The sequence below is a fragment of the Tunturibacter empetritectus genome (assembly GCF_040358985.1).
Taxonomy (GTDB): domain Bacteria; phylum Acidobacteriota; class Terriglobia; order Terriglobales; family Acidobacteriaceae; genus Edaphobacter; species Edaphobacter empetritectus.
The window spans coordinates 197,258-215,641 of the sequence record NZ_CP132932.1 but is presented as its reverse complement, the minus strand read 5'-3'; the positions used below and the strand labels follow the sequence as shown (position 1 = coordinate 215,641).

Annotated in this window: 15 protein-coding genes; 6 read left to right on the top strand and 9 right to left on the bottom strand. The window is 57.1% G+C overall.

Going from position 1 to position 18,384, the window contains the following annotated elements:
* Positions 1-10: 10 nt before the first annotated feature.
* Together RBB75_RS00660 and RBB75_RS00655 are read right to left on the bottom strand one after the other, a co-directional pair.
* A complete protein-coding gene (locus RBB75_RS00660) occupies positions 11-1,882 on the bottom strand; it encodes a hypothetical protein (protein ID WP_179638588.1) in 1,872 nt (623 codons plus the stop codon).
* Between the two features lie 91 nt (positions 1,883-1,973).
* Entirely contained in the window at positions 1,974-3,071 is a 1,098-nt protein-coding gene (locus RBB75_RS00655) for an energy transducer TonB (protein ID WP_179638587.1), read from the bottom strand.
* Between the two features lie 381 nt (positions 3,072-3,452).
* Here RBB75_RS00655 and galE point away from each other — a divergent pair, with 381 nt between their 5' ends.
* Both galE and RBB75_RS00645 read left to right on the top strand, forming a co-directional pair.
* Positions 3,453-4,424, top strand: a complete 972-nt coding sequence (galE, locus tag RBB75_RS00650) for a UDP-glucose 4-epimerase GalE (RefSeq protein ID WP_179638586.1) — start codon at positions 3,453-3,455, stop codon at positions 4,422-4,424.
* A gap of 83 nt (positions 4,425-4,507) precedes the next feature.
* Positions 4,508-5,095 carry a DUF421 domain-containing protein gene (locus RBB75_RS00645; RefSeq protein ID WP_179638585.1) on the top strand — a complete coding sequence of 196 codons (588 nt, stop codon included), beginning with the start codon at positions 4,508-4,510 and terminating at the stop codon, positions 5,093-5,095.
* A gap of 34 nt (positions 5,096-5,129) precedes the next feature.
* Here the strand turns inward: RBB75_RS00645 and RBB75_RS00640 are convergent, their stop codons facing one another.
* On the bottom strand, positions 5,130-5,315 hold the full coding sequence (locus RBB75_RS00640) for a hypothetical protein (RefSeq protein ID WP_179638584.1): 186 nt from the start codon (positions 5,313-5,315) through the stop codon (positions 5,130-5,132).
* 73 nt (positions 5,316-5,388) lie between these two features.
* Here RBB75_RS00640 and RBB75_RS00635 point away from each other — a divergent pair, with 73 nt between their 5' ends.
* The gene (locus tag RBB75_RS00635; protein WP_257030987.1) at positions 5,389-6,729 is read left to right on the top strand and encodes an amidohydrolase; all 1,341 of its coding nucleotides are present in this window, start codon (positions 5,389-5,391) and stop codon (positions 6,727-6,729) included.
* A 97-nt stretch (positions 6,730-6,826) separates the two neighbouring features.
* Here the strand turns inward: RBB75_RS00635 and RBB75_RS00630 are convergent, their stop codons facing one another.
* The gene (locus RBB75_RS00630; RefSeq protein ID WP_179638583.1) at positions 6,827-6,988 is read right to left on the bottom strand and encodes an MFS transporter small subunit; all 162 of its coding nucleotides are present in this window, start codon (positions 6,986-6,988) and stop codon (positions 6,827-6,829) included.
* Between the two features lie 58 nt (positions 6,989-7,046).
* Positions 7,047-8,423 (bottom strand): L-lactate MFS transporter, encoded by a 1,377-nt coding sequence (locus RBB75_RS00625; protein ID WP_179638582.1) that lies wholly within the window; start codon positions 8,421-8,423, stop codon positions 7,047-7,049.
* A gap of 208 nt (positions 8,424-8,631) precedes the next feature.
* Between RBB75_RS00625 and acs the strand changes: the two genes are divergently transcribed.
* Positions 8,632-10,587, top strand: coding sequence for an acetate--CoA ligase (gene acs, locus RBB75_RS00620; protein WP_179638581.1), 1,956 nt, complete (start codon positions 8,632-8,634; stop codon positions 10,585-10,587).
* A gap of 8 nt (positions 10,588-10,595) precedes the next feature.
* Here acs and RBB75_RS00615 read toward each other — a convergent pair whose 3' ends face one another.
* Positions 10,596-12,992 (bottom strand): PAS domain S-box protein, encoded by a 2,397-nt coding sequence (locus tag RBB75_RS00615; RefSeq protein WP_353069213.1) that lies wholly within the window; start codon positions 12,990-12,992, stop codon positions 10,596-10,598.
* Positions 12,993-13,058: 66 nt separating this feature from the next.
* On the bottom strand, positions 13,059-13,649 hold the full coding sequence (locus tag RBB75_RS00610; protein ID WP_257030986.1) for a YybH family protein: 591 nt from the start codon (positions 13,647-13,649) through the stop codon (positions 13,059-13,061).
* Positions 13,650-13,727: 78 nt separating this feature from the next.
* Here RBB75_RS00610 and RBB75_RS00605 point away from each other — a divergent pair, with 78 nt between their 5' ends.
* Entirely contained in the window at positions 13,728-15,119 is a 1,392-nt protein-coding gene (locus RBB75_RS00605) for a dicarboxylate/amino acid:cation symporter (RefSeq protein WP_179638579.1), read from the top strand.
* A 71-nt stretch (positions 15,120-15,190) separates the two neighbouring features.
* On the opposite strand, the gene RBB75_RS00600 is transcribed toward RBB75_RS00605, so the two are convergent.
* Together RBB75_RS00600 and sppA are read right to left on the bottom strand one after the other, a co-directional pair.
* Positions 15,191-15,550 (bottom strand): HU family DNA-binding protein, encoded by a 360-nt coding sequence (locus tag RBB75_RS00600; protein WP_353069212.1) that lies wholly within the window; start codon positions 15,548-15,550, stop codon positions 15,191-15,193.
* Positions 15,551-15,799: 249 nt separating this feature from the next.
* On the bottom strand, positions 15,800-16,813 hold the full coding sequence (sppA, locus tag RBB75_RS00595) for a signal peptide peptidase SppA (RefSeq protein WP_353069211.1): 1,014 nt from the start codon (positions 16,811-16,813) through the stop codon (positions 15,800-15,802).
* Between the two features lie 188 nt (positions 16,814-17,001).
* Between sppA and RBB75_RS00590 the strand changes: the two genes are divergently transcribed.
* Entirely contained in the window at positions 17,002-17,817 is an 816-nt protein-coding gene (locus tag RBB75_RS00590) for a dolichyl-phosphate beta-glucosyltransferase (RefSeq protein ID WP_179638576.1), read from the top strand.
* Positions 17,818-18,384 lie beyond the last annotated feature (567 nt).

Sequence of the window (18,384 nt, the reverse complement as noted above, 5' to 3'; positions counted from 1 at the left end):
CTCTTAGGTTTTAGTTTTGTTGTGCGTTGGTTGGTGGGGGAGTGGCAGCCGGTGCTGCTGCGGCTGGTGCTGCTGTATTGTCTGCAGGAGCTGCGGTCAACGGTTGTGCGGCTGGGGCCGCTGCAGGTTCTGCGGGTGCTTTGTAGTAGCTAAGTTTCAAGTAGACCGGCTCAACCTCAAAGGGCATTTTGTCGGCTGCTGTTAGGAGAGGCTCGAAGGCCGAGTGCAGGACGAATACCTGATCGGTCCAGGGATCGAAGCGGAGGAAGCTGGCCAGTGGCATCGCTGCCTGTTGTTTCAGGTCCTTCATATCCAGCTTCGGGCCCTTTGTCGTGATGGCCTGCATCCAGAAGGTAGGATCTGTGTCGCTCTTGACGAGGCCGTCGCCAATCATCGGCTCGTTGAGCGCTTTCAAACTCTTAACTCGCTGCTGTAGTTGCTGGAGGTAGAGGCTGAAATACTGCTGTCCGCCCTCGAGTTCCTTCGCATTGAGCAATTCCATTGCTTTCTTTGCTGCTGCAGCGTTGTCAGCATCGGTGTGATGCATGGGGATGCGGTTGAAGACTGTCGTGGAAGGAAAGAGCAGACGGTCGTTGAAGGCGTACTTGGTGTCGAGGCGGTGAGCGAGAATGATGTGTGCAATCTGGAAAGCCAGAATTGCATTGAGGTTGCCCATCTGTTGCGCGCCGTCTTGAGTGACAACGCCAGTGGTATCAAGCAAGCTCTTTGAGATGACGATGGTATTGCCAATTGCGAGAGACTCCAGCGGTTCTGTCAGCAGCGTTCGGCATCGTATCGGCCTGGAAAGTGTGATGTTGTTGTACGCAAGAATGTTGCCAGCGAGTGCTTCAAGAGTTTTGTCGAACTCGCTTGGCGCATCGAGTAGACCAGCCTGGAAGAGGCGCTCGACGATATTGTCTTCTGCCTGCTGGACCCAGGCGCGCTGTGCTCCCAGAGGGCTGACATCCTGAGCGTCGTTGCTGACGTCGGTTGCGCCGACAACGTCCATTGAGGTGTTTTCGCTCTCTGGCGGCGGGACCTTCAGAACATAACCCCAGATATGATTAATGGCTTTGAACTTCAGAGTGCGTGAGACGCTCCTGGGGTCGCTCTCTTCCACGTAAAAGGAGGTCGGCAGCCAGAGGTCGGGCTGGACGTTGGTCCGCCAGCTGTCAAAGTGATAGAACTCCTTCTGGTCTTCCTGGGTCCCGGCGAAGTCACCGTTGAAGCGAACAACGTTGCCGCTGCGCGCCTCGATCCAGATACGGCCGAAGAAGCGACCGAAGGATTTCTTACCTTCAATCGGGGTTACGTCAAAGACGGCCGTCGGAGTGTTGCCGAGGAAGTCGTTGCGCACGTAGCCAAAGGTATAGTGCTGACGATCGAAGCTGTTGGAATCCATCAGTAGCATCTGCACAAAGCCGGATTCGTGGAAGTTCAGATGGAGACTATTGCCGAGACCGCCGACGAAAGAGACGGAGTGCTTAAAGAATCCGAGTTTGCCGTCATTGCTAGTGCCCTTTGAGGTCTCTTTGTTGACCACATATGAGTTGTCGCCGATGACGCTCTTGAAGTCGACGCGGCTGAGGAAGTGCTCGTCAGACTCCGGAACCTGACCTAGAAGAGGATCCGGCTTCATGGTCTGGATGTAGGTCTCCACAAGAGGAGCCCGCTCCTTGACGGTCTTGACGATCACCTTTTCGCGGGCGATCGCCTTGTCAATCAGTGCGTTCTGCGCGGCCGTCGGCTTGCGCGTTGAGGAGAGATCATCATCCATCTTCTTCTTTTTGCCAGGATGTAGGATGCCTGCTCCCGCGGGGAGAGTGGTTGCGACTAGAAGTGCCAGCAGCAGACCGGCGGTAGACTGTTTCCCGAGAATCATGATTTACGGCTCCTACGGTGACCCCCTGGGGTCAGCCTGATTATGGACTAGATGCTATTTCATGCTGCAACAACGGAACAAAAAAAGTTTCTTATCCGGCGAGTTGGAAAGCTACATTGACAACACCTTCCCAATCGATCGGATGACCCGATGCGTCTGTTGCGGGTTGAAAGCGTGTGGCCTGTACGGCGTGAATGGCAGAGTCGCCAAGGCCGTGGCCGAGATCGCTGGTTACGCCCAGAACCTGGACAGCACCAGAAGAGGAGACCCGAAGGCGGACAGATACGACGCCCTCAATATGAAGGTTGCGAGCCTCCGCGGTGTACTCTGGCTTGGGTTTGAAGAGAACCTTCGGTGCGGTCTTCGCCATTGCCGCAGAAGGCCCGGCTGGCTTTGGCATCGGAGGAGGAGCGTTTTGGCCGAGATTGACGACGCCGGCGGTGCGACCTGGGGCATTCATCGGTCCAGTGCCACCAGTGACTCCAAGCTTGACGCCGACAACGCCAGCTGAGGCGTTATCTCTACCATGCATATTCTGACTGCCAGCTGAACCGGAACCAAGATTGACAATAGTTGACTGCGCGCCCATGCCGTTATTGGAAGCCGGCATCCCCGACATTCCTTTGTTGCCAAGATTGATGGAAGTTGTCGAAGGACGGTTCGAGGGTGCGATTGGGTTGGTCTGTGAGCCGAGGGCGACAGCAGTTGGATGGGGAGAGTTGTTGATCAGCGCAGCCGGCTGAGCTTGTGCAAGGCTGACGACCTTGGGCGCCGGTGGAGGTTGAACGAGCTTGGGAGGTGCCGGAAGAACAACCGGCATCTGCTGCACCATCTTAATCTCAGGCGGCTTCGGAACGTCAGGCAGCTTTACGTCAGGCAGCTTAATTTTCGGCGGCTCGACCTTAACCACTGGTGTAGGCGGAAGTTTTGGCGGCTTGATCTTGATTGGCGGCGGCTCGTCGGGCTTCTTCATCGGAATCGGCTCAGTCAGCTCAGTAAGCTTGTGCCTAGTGTCAATCGTCTTCTTCGCAGCGGCGCCGATGATAATAGCGCAAAGCGCAAGCACAACGTTCAGAGCGATAGAGGTGAAGAGCGAGGACTTGCTCTGGTTGCCGTCGTTCAGGACGCCGAAGTGTGCGAATTGCATATTCTGCGGTGCGGGATCATCACTGCGAAGCGGCTTTGCCATAAAAGTCCTTGAAGTGCCTCGTACCGAGGGCGGGAGAGTTACACCAGTACTGTTATGAAAACAGAACCGATGCGAAGGAGGAATAACTCCGAGGTGCTATGCCGGAGCGCCATAGGGTGATTCGAGCCCGTCGTCTTTGACTCAATGCAACTTGTCACATCACCGGGGGGGTGGAACGCTGTGTCGGCCCGACTTAAGAGACGCAAGCGAGGAAGGAAAAGGTTGTAGCAGGCTCCATGCTTTAGGGAGGTGTCTTTTTCTTTCAGGGCCGGGGCTCTGCTTTTCTCTTTGTTTACTACTACTGCAAGTATAGTGCCGTAAGCGTAAGTGATTGACACTGGCACTTTTGTGGTATCCAAGAAGGGTACTAGGAGACGATGAATGAAGATTCTGATAACAGGTGGAGCAGGGTATATCGGCGGTACGGTAGCGCGGATATTGCTGACTCAAGGTCATGCCATCACGGTGTTCGATAACCTTTGCCACAGCAAGCGCTCGGCGGTCGCTGAAAACACCAAGTTTATCGAGGGCGATATAGCGGATCGTCCTCTGATCGAAAAGACTCTTCGCGAAGGGTGTTTTGATGGCGTGATGAACTTCGCGGCCCTAATCGAAGCTGGCGAAAGCATGAAGCATCCAGAGGTCTATTTCAGAAACAATACTGCGGCAACCCTGACTCTTCTGGAGGCAATGCTGGCTACTGGACACGACCGGCTGGTCTTCAGTTCCACTGCTGCCTGCTATGGGGAGCCTGAGAAAACGCCGATTCTCGAGGACGCGAAACTGCAGCCTACCAATCCCTATGGTGAGAGCAAGCTGCTTGTTGAGCATATGCTTCGATGGATGAACCTCATTCATGGGTTTAAGTATGCGAGCCTGCGCTACTTCAATGTCGCTGGAGCTGTTGAGGGGTACGGGGAGGCGCATGAACCCGAGTCTCACCTGATTCCGCTGATCCTCGATGTAGCGCTAGGGAGGCGGGCGAATATTAAAATCTTCGGCCGCGACTACCCGACCAAAGATGGAACTTGCGTCCGCGACTACATTCACGTGCGTGATCTGGCTGAGGCCCACCTTTTGGCTCTACAAGCGCTTAGCGACTCAAACAGCCGGCTGATCTACAACATTGGTAATGGACAGGGGTTCAGCGTTCTTGAGGTCATTGAGTCGGCGCGCCGCGTGACGGGCAGGACCATTGCTGTGGAGGAGTGCGATCGCAGGCCGGGCGATCCGGCGGTTCTTGTGGCGAGTTCGGCGAAGATCAAGGCTGAGTTGGGGTGGTCGCCTAAGTATGCGGAGTTGGATCAGATTATGGCCAGCGCATGGGAGTGGCATCAGAAGCGATATGCGTAGCAGCGTTTCGAACTGGGCGGCGAGCGTGGAGTGGCGCGCTGCCGTCCCGGCGCTGATGTTGCGATGAGGTAGAAGGAGGCATTTTGATCGAGAGCATGTTTCATCTGCATCTGCCGCTGCTGGAGAAGATTCTCCGGCCGGTTATCGTCTACCTTTTTCTGATTGGATTTTTGCGGTTGTTCGGTAAGCGAGAGCTTGCGCAGTTGAATCCATTCGATTTGGTGGTTCTGTTGAGCCTCTCAAACACCGTGCAGAACGCCATGATTGGCGATGACAACTCTGTATCCGGGGGGATCATCGGCGCGCTATCTCTGCTGACGATCAATTGGCTGCTGTCGCGCCTACTCTTCAATATGCCAAAGCTCAACCAGGCCTTCGAAGGATCATCTTCGGTTTTGATTCGTCATGGGATTGTCGATTGGGAGGAGGCCAAGCGTGAAGCGCTCACGGAGATTGAGCTGCGATCTGTGCTCCACAAGCAGGGATTCGACGACTTCAGCGAGGTTGAGAAGTGCGTTCTCGAGCCGAATGGAAACTTCTATCTCGAAGGGATCAAGTCGATGAGTGATGACGCGCAACGGGCGGAGTTGAGAAAAGCGATCGAGGAGCTGCATCTCGAGGTGAGACAGATGCGTATTGAACTGGCTTCCCGAGGAGCGTTACCGATTTGAATGAGAGGCCTTGTGAGTAAGTGATCTGAGGCAGCTAAGAGTTTGCTGAGTTCTTCTCGAGCGCTTTTGTGTAGCGTTCCGGCGGGGCTGGAAGTTGGGAATCGCGTACGGCGGCGCGATATCCTCCCATATAAATCGAGTACATCACCGCCAGCGCACAACCCACCCCGAAGGCGAAGCCAAGAAAGACGCCAATCAACGATGGCCAGTAAAAATTCACGATAGTTGGAGTCTACCGCGGCCAGCCATTTAGAGTTCTAGTACAAAATAACGTTCGATCCGGGAGAGTTGCGATGCAGACATGGCAGCGAATAGCGGTATGCTGGATCACTGCGACAGCGGTTGGCATGGCAATTCCATCACGCGCGCAAGAGGTCTCGGCGCTGGTCGAGAAGCAGCTTCCGGACTTTTTGACGACCTACAAGAGTATTCATGCTGCGCCCGAACTCTCTCATCATGAGGCTCAGACCTCGGCCTTGCTGGCAGGCGAACTACGCAAGGCGGGTTACTCCGTTACAGAGCGCGTGGGAAAGTATCCTGACGGCTCGCAGGCGTATGGCGTGGTCGCGATTCTCAAGAATGGCGCAGGTCCAACCTTACTAATCAGGACCGACCTTGACGCTCTCCCGGTGACCGAGAAGACGTCGTTGCCTTATGCAAGCTCTGTGCGATCGAAAAACCCTGCGGGACAGGACGTCGGCGTTATGCATGCCTGCGGGCATGATGTTCATATCACCACCATAATCGGGGTAGCGCGCAATATGGCTGCACTGATGAGCCAATGGCACGGGACGCTGATGTTGATCGGGCAGCCGAGCGAAGAGACGATCGATGGGGCGAAGGCGATGTTGGCTGATCATCTGTATGAGCGCTTCGGTCAGCCGGACTTGGCGATTGCGCTCCATGATGCGAACTTCGCGGCGGGCAAGGTCTCGGTGGTGTCAGGTCCGGCGCTGGCTAGTTCTACCTCAATCGATGTGGTGATGCGAGGCGTCGGCAGCCACGGTGCGGCACCGGAGGCGGGCAAAGATCCGATCGTGATGGCGAGCGAGTTTGTGGTAGCGGCACAGACGATCGTGAGCCGGTCTATTGCTCCCGACCAGCCGGCCGTTGTGACCGTGGGCGACATTCATGGCGGTACGAAGCGCAACATCATTCCAGACGAAGTGAAGATGGAGCTGACAACCCGCTGCTACAGCGAGGCGGTACGACAGGCGATCATCGAGGGTGTACGGCGCACAGCTAAAGGAATCGCCATTGCGGCCGGCGTCCCAGAGGACAGGATGCCACTCGTGACGGTGCTTGAGGGCGAATCGACGCCGGCCACGATAAACGATGCGGTGCTTGCGGCACGGCTGCAGAAGATATTTGTTGAGAAGCTTGGTGTCGAAAACGTAGTCGAGAGAAAGCCCGTCATGGGCAGTGAAGACTTTGGAATATTCAGCCTCGATCACAAGATTCCGGCAGTCATCTTCTGGCTCGGCGCCTATGACCCTGCGAAGGTGGCGGAGAGTGAACGCACCGGCTCCGTGCTGCCTTCACCACACTCTCCCTTCTTTGCTCCGCTGCCGGAGCCGACCATACGTACCGGCGTCACGGCGATGACTGATGCAGCAGTCTCATTGCTGCAATAAAAACTGACACCGATTGAGTGGTCTCGGCGTCAACCTATGGGACTTCTTTCCATACATGAGGCTTAGTTCACTAGGGGATGGTGAAGTTATGCTCGACTCACTTCGCTGGAGCCGTGGGCGTGGGCGTGGAGGCAGCAAAGATCTTCAGGGCGTTTTTTACGGTGTAGTCAAGCCCCCAGGCGGTGGGGATGATGACGATGATCCAGGCCGCCGCGACTAGAAGTGGAGAGGATTTTTTGACGTTTGTGGAATCTGCCATGAGAGCACTCCTGAGTCTGGGATACGGGCGGAGGTAAAAGGCACTCCGCCGGGTTAGGTTAGTGGGCTGGCCCAGCGGCGACGGCGACGTTCTGGTCTTTCAGCCAATACTTTTCAGCAACCGGCCGCACCATCAGGTTTGCCACAAAGCCGACGATCAGCAGACCGCACATGATGTGCAGGATGAGCGGATAGGCTTCCTGCTTACTCATGTGATTTGCGACGTAGTGGTCGAGGATGCCGTTGACGATGAGCGGGCCGATAATTCCGGCAGCCGACCATGCGGTGAGCAGGCGGCCGTGGATGGCAGAGACGTTGAAGCCGCCGAAGAGATCCTTCAAGTAGGCGGGAATGGTGGCAAAGCCTCCGCCGTACATCGAAATTACCAGCGCGGCGATAGCGACGAAGAGCGGAATCGAGTCGATCTTGTCCTGGCGCGAGAAGGGAAGAAAGAAGTAGAGAATGGCACCGAGCGTGAAGAAGGTGAAGTATGTTCCCTTGCGCCCGATGAAGTCCGAGACCGAGGCCCAGAGAAACCGGCCGGCCATATTGAAGATGCTCAGAATCCCTACGAAACCGACAGCGGCTGCGGGGCTGATCTGGCCCTTGAAGAGGTCCTGAATCATCGGCGCTGCCTGCTCCAGGATTCCGATGCCTGCTGTGACGTTGACGAACAGCATGACCCAGAGCAGCCAGAACTGTGGCGTCTTCCAGGCCTCGGTGACGGCGACGTTATGGCTCGATATCAGCGCGGAGTGGTTGACCGATGGAACCCATCCCTCCGGTTTCCAGCCCGTTGGCGGGACGCGTATGGTGAAGACGCCGAACATCATGAAGATGAAGTAAAGGACGCCCATGGTGACCATGGTGTAAGGAATTGAGGGCTGGCCGGCGGCTTTGAAGTGAGCCATCAGGTTGCTGGCAAGCGGTCCGCCGATCATTGCGCCACCGCCAAAGCCCATGATGGCGAGGCCGGTAGCCAGGCCTGGACGGTCGGGAAACCACTTGATGAGGGTCGACACCGGGGAGATATATCCCAGTCCCAGGCCGACCCCGCCAATCACTCCATAACCGAGGTAGATAAGAGCTAGTTGATGCGTGCTGGCTCCAAGCGAGGCAATCACGAAGCCTGCGCCGAAGCAGATTGCGGCGTAGAACATCGCGCGGCGCGGACCTGCTTTCTCCAGCCACGCTCCAAAGAGTGCGGCTGATAAGCCGAGGACTGCGATCGCAATCGAGAAGATGTAACCGACCTCTTTGAGGTTCCAGGCGGAACCATCAGCTGCATGCAGAGCCAATAGAGGATTTTTGAAGACGGAGAAGGAATAAACCTGCCCGATGGAGAGATGGATTGCAAGGGCTGCGGGTGGGACCAGCCAACGGCTGTATCCTGCAGGGGCTATAGAGCGGTCACGGTCGAGAAAAGCCAGGGCCATTGAGAACCTCAGGAGTTGGTAGGTCGTTCATCGTCGAGCGGAAGGCACATAAAACAGTTGATTTCTCTGACAGTCAGATGCGAAAACCACCATACATGATTCGGACAGCACCCGTGTCATCAAAATGCAACGCGCACAGGTTGCCCGGTTAGAGTTGTATAGAGTACCTTCACCTTGCGGGATGAAACCATGGAGGGTTGTGCGGGAGATGTCTGAACAGAGTACGGATCTGGATTCGAGTCTGCGGGAGAACCGCGTATTTCCGCCGCCGCCGGCGTTTGCCGCGCAGGCTCACGTGAAGAGTCTTGAGCAGTATGAGGCTATGTACAGGCACAGCGTGGATCACCCGGAGGAGTTCTGGGCCGAGGCCGCTCACGAACTTGATTGGTTCGCGCCGTGGACGAAGGTGATGGACGGCGAAGGAGCACATGCAAGATGGTTTATCGGGGGCAAACTTAATCTCTCGCATAACTGTGTCGATCGTCATGCTCTGGGAGACCGCAAGGATAAAGTCGCTCTGTTGTGGGAAGGTGAGCCGGGTGAGGTCCGCAAGGTAACATTTGGGGAGTTGCATGAGCAGGTGCAGCGCTTCGCGAATGTGTTGAAGTCGCTGGGAATCCGCCGTGGCGACCGAGTTGCGATCTACATGGGCATGGCGCCGGAGCTTGCGATTGCTTTGCTCGCCTGCGCACGAATTGGTGCGGTGCACTCTGTGATCTTTGGCGGTTTTGCAGCTCATGCCATCTCGGACCGCGTTAATGACTCCAGCTGCGTCGCCATCCTCACGCAGGACACGAGCTACCGTCGTGGTTCCGAGGTGCAGTTGAAAGCAATCGTCGATGAGGCGATGGAGAAGTGTTCCACGGTCAAGCATGTCGTCGTCTTCCGGCGCTCGGGCTCTCCGGTAATGATGCAGCCTGGCCGCGATCTGTGGTGGCATGAGGAGATGGAAAAAGCCTCGGCGGAGTGCGCTGCGGAATGGATGGACGCAGAAGATCCGCTGTATCTGCTCTACACTTCCGGGACTACCGGCAAGCCGAAGGGTCTGCTGCATACCACCGGCGGCTACGCTGTGCAGACCTATCTCACCAGCAAGTACATCTTCGATCTGCGCGATGAGGACGTGTACTGGTGCACCGCAGACATCGGCTGGGTGACAGGGCATAGCTATGTTGTTTATGGCCCTTTGCAGAACGGTGCGACGGTAGTAATGTATGAGGGCGCGCCTAACTGGCCTGAGTGCGACCGCTTCTGGAAGATCATCGACGACCACAAGGTGACCATCTTCTACACTGCTCCGACAGCGATCCGAGCCTTCACAAAGTGGGGAACCGAGTGGGTGAAGAAGCACTCGCTCGACTCTCTGCGGCTGTTGGGTACGGTAGGCGAGCCTATCAATCCCGAGTCGTGGATGTGGTACCACCGCATGATCGGCAAGGAGCGTTGCCCAATTGTTGACACCTACTGGCAGACCGAGACTGGGGCCATCATGATTGCTCCAGTCCCTGGCGCTGTGGCAACCAAGCCGGGCTCGGCTACAAGACCGTTTTTTGGAATTGTTCCCGAGGTGGTTACGAAAGAGGGCAAGCCCGTTCCCGATGGCCATGGGGGGCTTCTTGTTGTACGCAAGCCCTGGCCTTCCATGGCTCGAACCATCTATGGCGATCAGGCCCGTTACGAGGCGGCTTACTGGAGCGAGGTTCCCGGCAGCTACTTTACCGGCGACGGCGCGCGCCGCGATGCCGATGGGTACTTCTGGTTGATGGGACGCGTCGATGATGTCATCAATGTCAGCGGCCATCGACTAGGCACGATGGAGGTAGAGTCGGCGCTTGTTGCCCATCCGAAGGTGGCGGAGGCGGCTGCAGTCGGCAGGCCCCACGAGATGAAAGGGCAGGCGATTGCCGTATTTGTCACGCTGGAAGGTGGTCACGAGCCTAGTGAGGAGCTGCGTCAGGAGTTGCGGCAATGGGTCGCGAAAGAGATCGGCGCGCTTGCCCGGCCGGACGATCTGACTTTCACCCAGGCTCTGCCGAAGACACGCAGCGGAAAGATTATGCGGCGACTTCTGCGCGAACTCGCAACCACCGGTGAGGTGAAGGGCGATACCACTACGCTTGAAGACTTCACCGTGATCGCAAAGCTGCGCGAGGGCGAGGAGTGATGGGACCTCTAGCGTAGGTTGGTGCTGGGTTTGGTGGGGAGAGTGAAGTGGAAGATGGTGCCCTGGTCGGGCGCGCTGGTGGCCCAGATGCGTCCGCGGTGTTGATTGATGATGCTACGACATATTGCCAGGCCGAGGCCTGTGCCGCCCATCGCGCGTGAGTCCGAGGCATCGCCTTGCTGAAAGCGGTCGAAGATGTGTTCGAGCTTATCAGCAGGGATGCCTCGGCCCTGATCGCGAACCTCGATTAGCGCTTCATTCTCGTCAAGATTGCGCGCTGTAAGGTGGATCTCGCTGCCTTCGGGAGAGAACTTGATCGCGTTTGAGATGAGATTGTTCAGCGTCTGCAGAATGCGGTCAGGGTCGGCCCAGACGTTGACACCATGAGCGGCGAAGAAGATGCGGATATTCGGCCGCGGAGTGCGCGTCTGTTGAACGCTCGCCGCTCTTCGCAGCAGATCTTCTGCGCTGCACATCATCGAGTGGAGCTCTGTCTTGCCGCTGCTGATGCGCTCAAGGTCGAGAATGTCGTTCACCAAACGCACCAGCCGATCGGAGTTACTGATGGCAATCTCAAGCATCTGCTGAGTCTTCTCCGGGCGATTGGTGAGTGCGCCGCCGGCGAGCAGGCCAAGCGCTCCACGAAGTGAAGTAAGCGGCGTGCGAAGCTCGTGGGAGACGGTGGAGATGAACTCGTCTTTCATGCGGTCGAGGGCGCGGCGTTCGGTCGTATCGGTGAATGCCACAACGACACCAAGCGCTTTGGGTGCGCTCGAATCAGGCGACTGCGAGTCGATCTGCGGCCTCGCGACATACTCCACCGGGAAGCAGCTGCCATCTTTGCGCCAGAAGATCTCATTCGAGATGCGGACCGTCGCGAAGTTGGTAAGGCTCTTGCGGATCGGTGAGTCGGCGGAGGCGTAAGGTGTACCGTCGGCGCGTGTGTGGTGGATCAGTTGATGCATGTTGCGGCCCAGCATCTCCTCCTGCTTGTAGCCGAGCATCTGAGCCGCGGCGGAGTTGACGACCGTTACCTTGCCTTCGAGATCGATACCGTAGATACCGTCGCCGACAGACTCGAGGATAGAGTCGGATTGCCGCGTGAGAGTGCGGAGTCTGCCTTCCGCGCGAACCTGCTCGCTGATATCAACACCGAAGCCGAGAACGTACGGTGCGCGTCCGGGCACGACGATCAGCTTGTTCCGGTAGGCGACTACGCGCATATCTCCATCGCTGTGAGAGAGGTGTAGGAGGCCTTGCGCTTCGCCGGTCTCGCCTATCTTTTTCAGGTAGGCAGGCAGAGCGGCCTTCCTGTCGGGCACGATGAACTCCTCGAGATTATGCCCGGTCATCTCCTCGATCGTGCGCCCCAGGGTTTCGGCGCCGTGAGTGTTGATCGACAGAAGTGTTCCGCGCAGGTCGTGGGTGCAGACCATGCCCAGCGATCCTTCGACGAGCTGGCGGTAACGCGCTTCGCTCTCGCGCAAGGTCGCTTCGGCAGCGCGTTGAGTTGTCACATCAATGCCGGTTGCAATGATGAATGCAACCTGACCCTGCGTATCGGTCAGCGCAGTCGCGGACCACGCGATGCGTCGTATGCTGCCGTCACGGTTGAGCCATTGATTCTCGTAAGCGGCAGGGAAGTGGCCAGAGCGGAGACGTTCGAAGGTCTCAATGGCTTCGGGAATCTCCTGACGTGGGATCAGCTTGTCCCACGCGTAGCGGCCGACAAGGGTGGGGAAGTCGTAACCCGATGCGTTCTCGCACGCGCGATTGAAACGAACGATTCGACCGGCCGGATCGAATACGGCGACTAGTGCGCCCACGGTATCGAGAACGGCCGAGACGAAGTTTCGCTCCACGGTAAGGGCAGACTCTACACGCTGGCGTGAACGAGCGGCACGGTCCATCTGACGGATGCGACCATTGAGCTCCAGACGCGTGATGACCTGGCGGCTGAGGACGCTGAGAGCCGAGGATTGAGCCGGAGTCAGCGTGCGGGGATGCCGGTCCAGTACCAGCAATGCTCCAATGCTTACTCCGCCGGGAGTTGTCAGCGGCGCGCCCGCGTAAAACCGGTAGAGACGACCATCGATAAGAATGCCATCGGGAGCGTAGTCGGGGTCGTTGCGTGCGTCGGAGATCTCGTAGACCGTGTCGCCCAGAATAGTGGTCTCGCAGGGAAGGCTACCGAGCGCAACGTCTTGTGAGTCGATCCCAAAACGGGAGCGTAGCCAGATGCGGTCCGAACCGATCAGCGAGATAGCTGCGACCGGCGTGTCACAGATCTGCGCAGCCAGGTTCGTCAGGTCATCCAGGATGGGATCGGGCGCACTGTTGAGTACCTCATATTGGTTGAGGGCCTCGATTCGCAACGCTTCGTCTTTGACCAGGAGAGCATTCATTTCAACAGTTCGATCGTAGGGGATGTGCAAAGGATTGCGCACTCCTACTTTTGTTGCAGCAATGATTTACGGCTTTGGAAGGGTGCAGCACTCCTTCGTTGGAGGAGGCTCTTCTGCGCTCGCGTCCAGGGCGACCTTCCAAGTGCCGTTGGGTAACTTCTTCCATATGGTGAAGTAGCGTCCCGAGATCACCACGGGCTCGCCATTTTTATCTTTACTATGGCCTTCATAGTGCCCCCAGGTGAATCCCATGTCGTTGGAAGGGCCCATCTGGGCGCCCTGCGGAGTCCAGGTAAGCTGATAAGTCTTTGGATCCCACTGAGCCTGTGCGGCGATGGCGGTGCGGCCAAGAATCGCAGGCTTACCGTTGTTGAGAGTAACTCCATCTTCTGCGAACCAGCTGCCAAAGGCTTTTCCCCCGCCTTCGGCAACCGCCTGCGAAAAGCGCCCTTCCAGTTCGAGCAACACCAGGGCACCGGGTGTAAGAGTCGGTTGGGATAGCGGGTTGGAGACGATCCCAGGACTCTGTGCTAGGGAGTCGAAACCGGAGGTGGCAATGATCCCCGACCCGGCACCGCTCTGAGCGATCGTTTGAGCGATCAAGGGAGAAGATGCAATAGCGCAAAACATGATGCTGTTGAGGGTTACGCGTAGCATAGTGTGTATGCTATCAGCGCTCGAAAAGGGTTTGGAGAGCATCTGCTTTCTGTTGAAGACTGGTATTCTTCGCACCTGATGTTAAAGACGAACTTTCAGCGCTTTCTGTTGCTTGCGGCTGCGATTTTCCTCTCAGCTGGAATCTTGCAGGGGTTGATCCATGGCCCCGCGGTTCGCTATGCGGGAGTCGCCCTGCGATGTGTCGCCATCGTGCTCTTGGCTCTGTTTGCGCTCCAGCGCCGCTCCCTAACGCCTTGGATATTCGTTGCAATGGTAACCGGGGCCGAGCTTGGCTTCGATGCGCCCGTGTTGGCGATCAGCCTCCGTGTCTTCAGCGACATCTTTTTGCGGCTGATCAAGACCATCGTCGCGCCACTGATCCTCGCCACACTGGTGACCGGCATCGCTGGTCATGGCGACCTCAAGAGCGTCGGCCGGATGGGAATCAAGAGTCTGATCTACTTCGAAGTGGTTACGACGTTGGCGTTGGTCATCGGTCTCGCAGCCATCAACCTGAGCCATGCTGGAGTTGGCCTCTCTCTGCCCCCGGCTACCTCCGGCGAGACGATCGCATCGCAGCCCCCAACTCACTGGCAGGATTTTCTACTCCACGTCTTCCCGGAAAATATCGCCAAGTCCATCGCCGAAGGTCAGATTCTCCAAGTGGCCGTCTTCGCGGTCTTTTTCGGGATCGCCCTGGCCAGCCTCGATGAAAAAAGACGGACTCCGGTTCTGCACCTGTTCGAGAGCCTGAGCGAGGTCATGTTCAAGTTCACCAATGTTGTCATGTACTTCGCTCCGGTCGGGGTGGGGGCCGCGATGGCCTTCACCGTCGGCCAGATGGGTCTTGGAGTTCTGGTGAATCTAGGCAAACTTCTTCTGACTTTGTATGGTGCCTTAGTGGGCTTCGGCCTTCTCGTTTTGCTGCCGGCTGCGCTGCTTTTTCGTGTGCCGGTTCGGCGATTCCTCGCGGCTGTTGCCGAGCCTGCGACGATTGCCTTTGCCACGTCGACCAGTGAGGCAGCTCTTCCACGCGCGATGGAGTCGATGGAGGCCCTCGGCGTCCCGCGCCGGATCGTCGCGTTCGTTATTCCTGCGGGCTACAGTTTTAACTTGGACGGCTCGACGCTCTATCTTGCGGTTGCCAGTATCTTCGTGGCGCAGGCAGCGGGAGTTCATCTATCGCTTGGCCAGCAACTCCTGATGATGGTGACTCTCATGCTGACCAGCAAAGGAGTCGCGGGGGTTCCCCGTGCAACGCTAGTCGTCCTGCTAGCGACGGCGGCCACCTTCCGCCTGCCTACCGAGCCGATCTTCGTCATCCTCGGCATCGACGCGCTCGCTGATATGGCGCGCACATCGGTCAATGTTGTGGGAAACTGCCTCGCCAGCGTTGTTGTAGCCAAGTGGGAGGGAGAGTTCGGCACGGAGCCGATCTCGGCGGTGGTTTTAGAAGGAATGGCCGAGTGACGGACACTAAACTCCGAAGCAAAGAGCAGGTGCCGAAGCACCCGCCAGCTTGAAGATGGGCATCGCCGTGGTTACATTGCCGGGGGATGATGTGGGTCGATGTGCTCTTCGTCAACCGCTTTTTTCGCAGCTGCAGGTCGAGATTTCACAGCGCCGTTCGGATTCACCGAGTCACGAAGTTCCTTCGACGGCTTGAAGAAGGGAACCCGCTTCGCTGGAACATCGACCTTGGCTCCAGTCTTTGGGTTTCGGCCCGTCCGGGCATTTCGCTGGCGGGTCCGAAAGCTTCCGAAGCCGCGAATCTCGATCTTGTCACCGGTCTTCAGAGCTCCAATGACAGCATCGAAGAGCGTATCGACGATAACCTCCCCGTCACGGCGGGTCAGGTCTCCAAGAGAGGTCACTTTATCAACAAGGTCGGCTTTAGTCATAGTGGGTTCCTTTCGTACTAGGGGGAGGGCGATCGGGCCCGGCAAAGCAATCCGTTGTTGTTGATTGTAGACGGGATGGAGGCTAAAAGGTTGTGCAAGAAGTCAAAAGAATCAGTCGACCAGGTATTGCGTCATAGGATGCAAAATCCGGCCTATCGGTCGGAAGATCAATAAAAAAGAGCCCCATTCCTTCGGGGCTCCGTTCTGTTCTTGCAGGGTTTAGCGAGGTAAAGACTGAAGGACCGTATCTTACTTCCACATAAAATAAAAACCCGGGGCACGGTTCAGCAACTGGCTGGGGTTCGGGAACAGGTCTTCGCCGTCGTCGGCGAGCAGAGCAAACAGCCCGCGCTTATTTTTTGAAGGGCGCACCACATTTGGTTCGCCGGAGATTCCTGCCTCCCTGGCAGTCTCGATCAAAGCCACCCGATAGCCGCCTACCTTATCGATCAAGCCCAGCGGAAGGGATTGCTGCCCCGTCCATACCTGGCCGGTCGCCAGAGGTTTGATCTTCTCGTCCGTGGTATGGCGCCCAGTCGCGACGTCATGAACAAATTGCGTGTACATGTTATCGACCAGTGACTGAAAATAAGCCTCTTCTTTGGGCGTCAGATCACGGCTGGGATCGCCCGCATCCTTGAATTCTCCGGCGTGGATGACCACGTTCTTCAACTTGGCCCAGCGCAACAGGTCGCCATAGTTGGTCCACTCCATGATCACTCCAATTGACCCGACAACGGAGGCATCGTTCGCATAGATCCTGTCGCAGGCGCTGGCGATGTAATACGCTCCGGATGCGCCCACCGACTCGATGGAGGCGACAACCTTCTTATGGCTCTCCTGCCGCACCCGCAGCACCTCGTGGTAGATCTCCTGAGAGGCAGCAGCCCCGCCGCCAGGCGAGTTGATGTGAAGCAGAATCGCCTTGACCGACGAGTCATCCCCAAACTTGCGCAGCTGCGTGTCGATGGCTTCAGGAGAGAGAATCGCCCCGGAGATGTCGATTACCGCGATGCTGTCCGAACTTAAACCCAGCCCAGCCGAACGTCCGCTGACCGAACGTGCCGTGACCCAGACCATAAACGTGACCAGCAGAAACACAGCGGCCAGGGAACCGGCGATGATCCCTATATAAAACCACGCGGAACGTTGGCGCGGGGGAGGGAAGCCTTGCCGTGGTGGATAAGGATAAGCAGGCGTTTGCGTGTTGGAAAACGATGGCGGCGGTGGCGGTGGCGGCGGTGTTGAGTAGTCTTCCGGCATGTTGTGGAGTTTAGCAGGCGTCTTGATTGCGGTGCGCAGTCGCGGGTTGAGCAGCTAGCCGGGGAAAGATGCAGGCAAAGTGAAAAATAGAGCCAATTGATGCGGTTTTTGCGTCAAACATTGCAGTATGATAAATCGCGACACGCTCCGTGTATCTCTCTGGAATCGTTGAAAGAAAGTCTGACGTTATGGCACATCCGCAGCTAAGTATCGTAATTCCGGCCTACAACGAGAGCGCTCGTATCGAGAATGCTCTGGACAGGGTGTTGTCGTGTGTCGCGGAACAGGGCTGGGATGCCGAGGTTCTGGTCGTCGACGACGGCTCCACCGACGATACCGCTGTGATCGTGCAACGTTGGATGACGCAGCACCCGCGTCTTCATCTTGTGCAAAACCCCGGTAACCGCGGCAAAGGCTACTCGGTGCGCAACGGCCTTCTTCAGGCCGCAGGCGAGATTGTCATGTTCACCGATGCAGACCTTTCGGCTCCGATGGAAGAGGCGGAACGCCTAATCGCGGCCTTGAACGATGGGGCAGACGTGGCGATCGGCTCCCGCTGGATGGACCGGACTCGTCAGACGATCCACCAGCCGCTCTATCGGCAGTTCTTCGGTCGCTGCTTCAACTGGGTCACTCGAACTGTCATGGGCCTGCCGTTTAAAGATACCCAGTGCGGTTTCAAGGCATTCAAGCGCTCCGCCGCTCAGGTCATCTTTCGTCTGCAGACCATCGAACGCTGGGGCTTCGACCCCGAGATCCTCTTCATCGCTCGCAAGCTGAAGTATGTCATTCGCGAGGTCCCGGTCACCTGGGGTCACGACGAACGCAGCCGTATGAGCTACCTGAAAGACGGCATCAAGATGCTGGAAGACATGGCGCGCATTCGAGGTAACTTCGTGGCCGGCCGATATGACAAAGCCATCGCCGCCATGAAGGACACCAGCGCAATGGTGACTCCTCAAGTGGAGCAGGTGGCCAAGGTCAGCAGCGCGGAAGTCCGCTAGGTCCTTGTGCAGTCTGCCGGCTGGTTTACTACGGCCCACCGCCTTGGTAAAAAGCGTCTCCCTATTCGGTGCTGTGTCCTTTATGCTTTCTCTTTCCGATTTCTAATATCACATTAGAAGGATACTGACGTTAGAACGAATATTGACGATAGCAAGGCGCGTCGGAAAATCTTGTCCGAGCCGGTAGTTCGGCCTCCAAGTAAACCGGTAGTTTGCACCCACGAGGGAGAGATTTTCTTGAGGTGTCACTCCGCCCCTAGTCAAATGTAAATGGTGTTAATGCTGCCGATGATGTTGCCCCGCTGCGATTTGAGTATAGCGAGACAGAGACCGCTCGACGCTAAGTTCAGCATCGCAACGGTGAGAACATTCCCGAGGCTCGTTGTAGGCGGCTTCCTTTGCGGACCGCAATGGCGAAGGTGCCAGACAGCAAGCCAATTGTGCCATCGAGAATGTGCAGGATCAAGAGCGGGAATCGCATACTTTTTACGGCGTTTTCAGCACTTATGATTGCGAAATCACCTGTGAAGTAAGTCTACGCACTTTGTGGCGGAAACGTTCGTAGTT

What these genes read in the sequence shown, in the direction of transcription:
- RBB75_RS00660 (WP_179638588.1), bottom strand. Translation starts at nt 1,882, where the DNA reads ATGATTCTCGGGAAACAGTCTACCGCCGGTCTGCTGCTGGCACTTCTA.
- RBB75_RS00655 (WP_179638587.1), bottom strand. Translation starts at nt 3,071, where the DNA reads ATGGCAAAGCCGCTTCGCAGTGATGATCCCGCACCGCAGAATATGCAA.
- galE (WP_179638586.1), top strand. Translation starts at nt 3,453, where the DNA reads ATGAAGATTCTGATAACAGGTGGAGCAGGGTATATCGGCGGTACGGTA.
- RBB75_RS00635 (WP_257030987.1), top strand. Translation starts at nt 5,389, where the DNA reads ATGCAGACATGGCAGCGAATAGCGGTATGCTGGATCACTGCGACAGCG.
- RBB75_RS00630 (WP_179638583.1), bottom strand. Translation starts at nt 6,988, where the DNA reads ATGGCAGATTCCACAAACGTCAAAAAATCCTCTCCACTTCTAGTCGCG.
- RBB75_RS00625 (WP_179638582.1), bottom strand. Translation starts at nt 8,423, where the DNA reads ATGGCCCTGGCTTTTCTCGACCGTGACCGCTCTATAGCCCCTGCAGGA.
- acs (WP_179638581.1), top strand. Translation starts at nt 8,632, where the DNA reads ATGTCTGAACAGAGTACGGATCTGGATTCGAGTCTGCGGGAGAACCGC.
- RBB75_RS00615 (WP_353069213.1), bottom strand. Translation starts at nt 12,992, where the DNA reads ATGAATGCTCTCCTGGTCAAAGACGAAGCGTTGCGAATCGAGGCCCTC.
- RBB75_RS00610 (WP_257030986.1), bottom strand. Translation starts at nt 13,649, where the DNA reads ATGCTACGCGTAACCCTCAACAGCATCATGTTTTGCGCTATTGCATCT.
- RBB75_RS00605 (WP_179638579.1), top strand. Translation starts at nt 13,728, where the DNA reads ATGTTAAAGACGAACTTTCAGCGCTTTCTGTTGCTTGCGGCTGCGATT.
- RBB75_RS00600 (WP_353069212.1), bottom strand. Translation starts at nt 15,550, where the DNA reads ATGACTAAAGCCGACCTTGTTGATAAAGTGACCTCTCTTGGAGACCTG.
- sppA (WP_353069211.1), bottom strand. Translation starts at nt 16,813, where the DNA reads ATGCCGGAAGACTACTCAACACCGCCGCCACCGCCACCGCCGCCATCG.
- RBB75_RS00590 (WP_179638576.1), top strand. Translation starts at nt 17,002, where the DNA reads ATGGCACATCCGCAGCTAAGTATCGTAATTCCGGCCTACAACGAGAGC.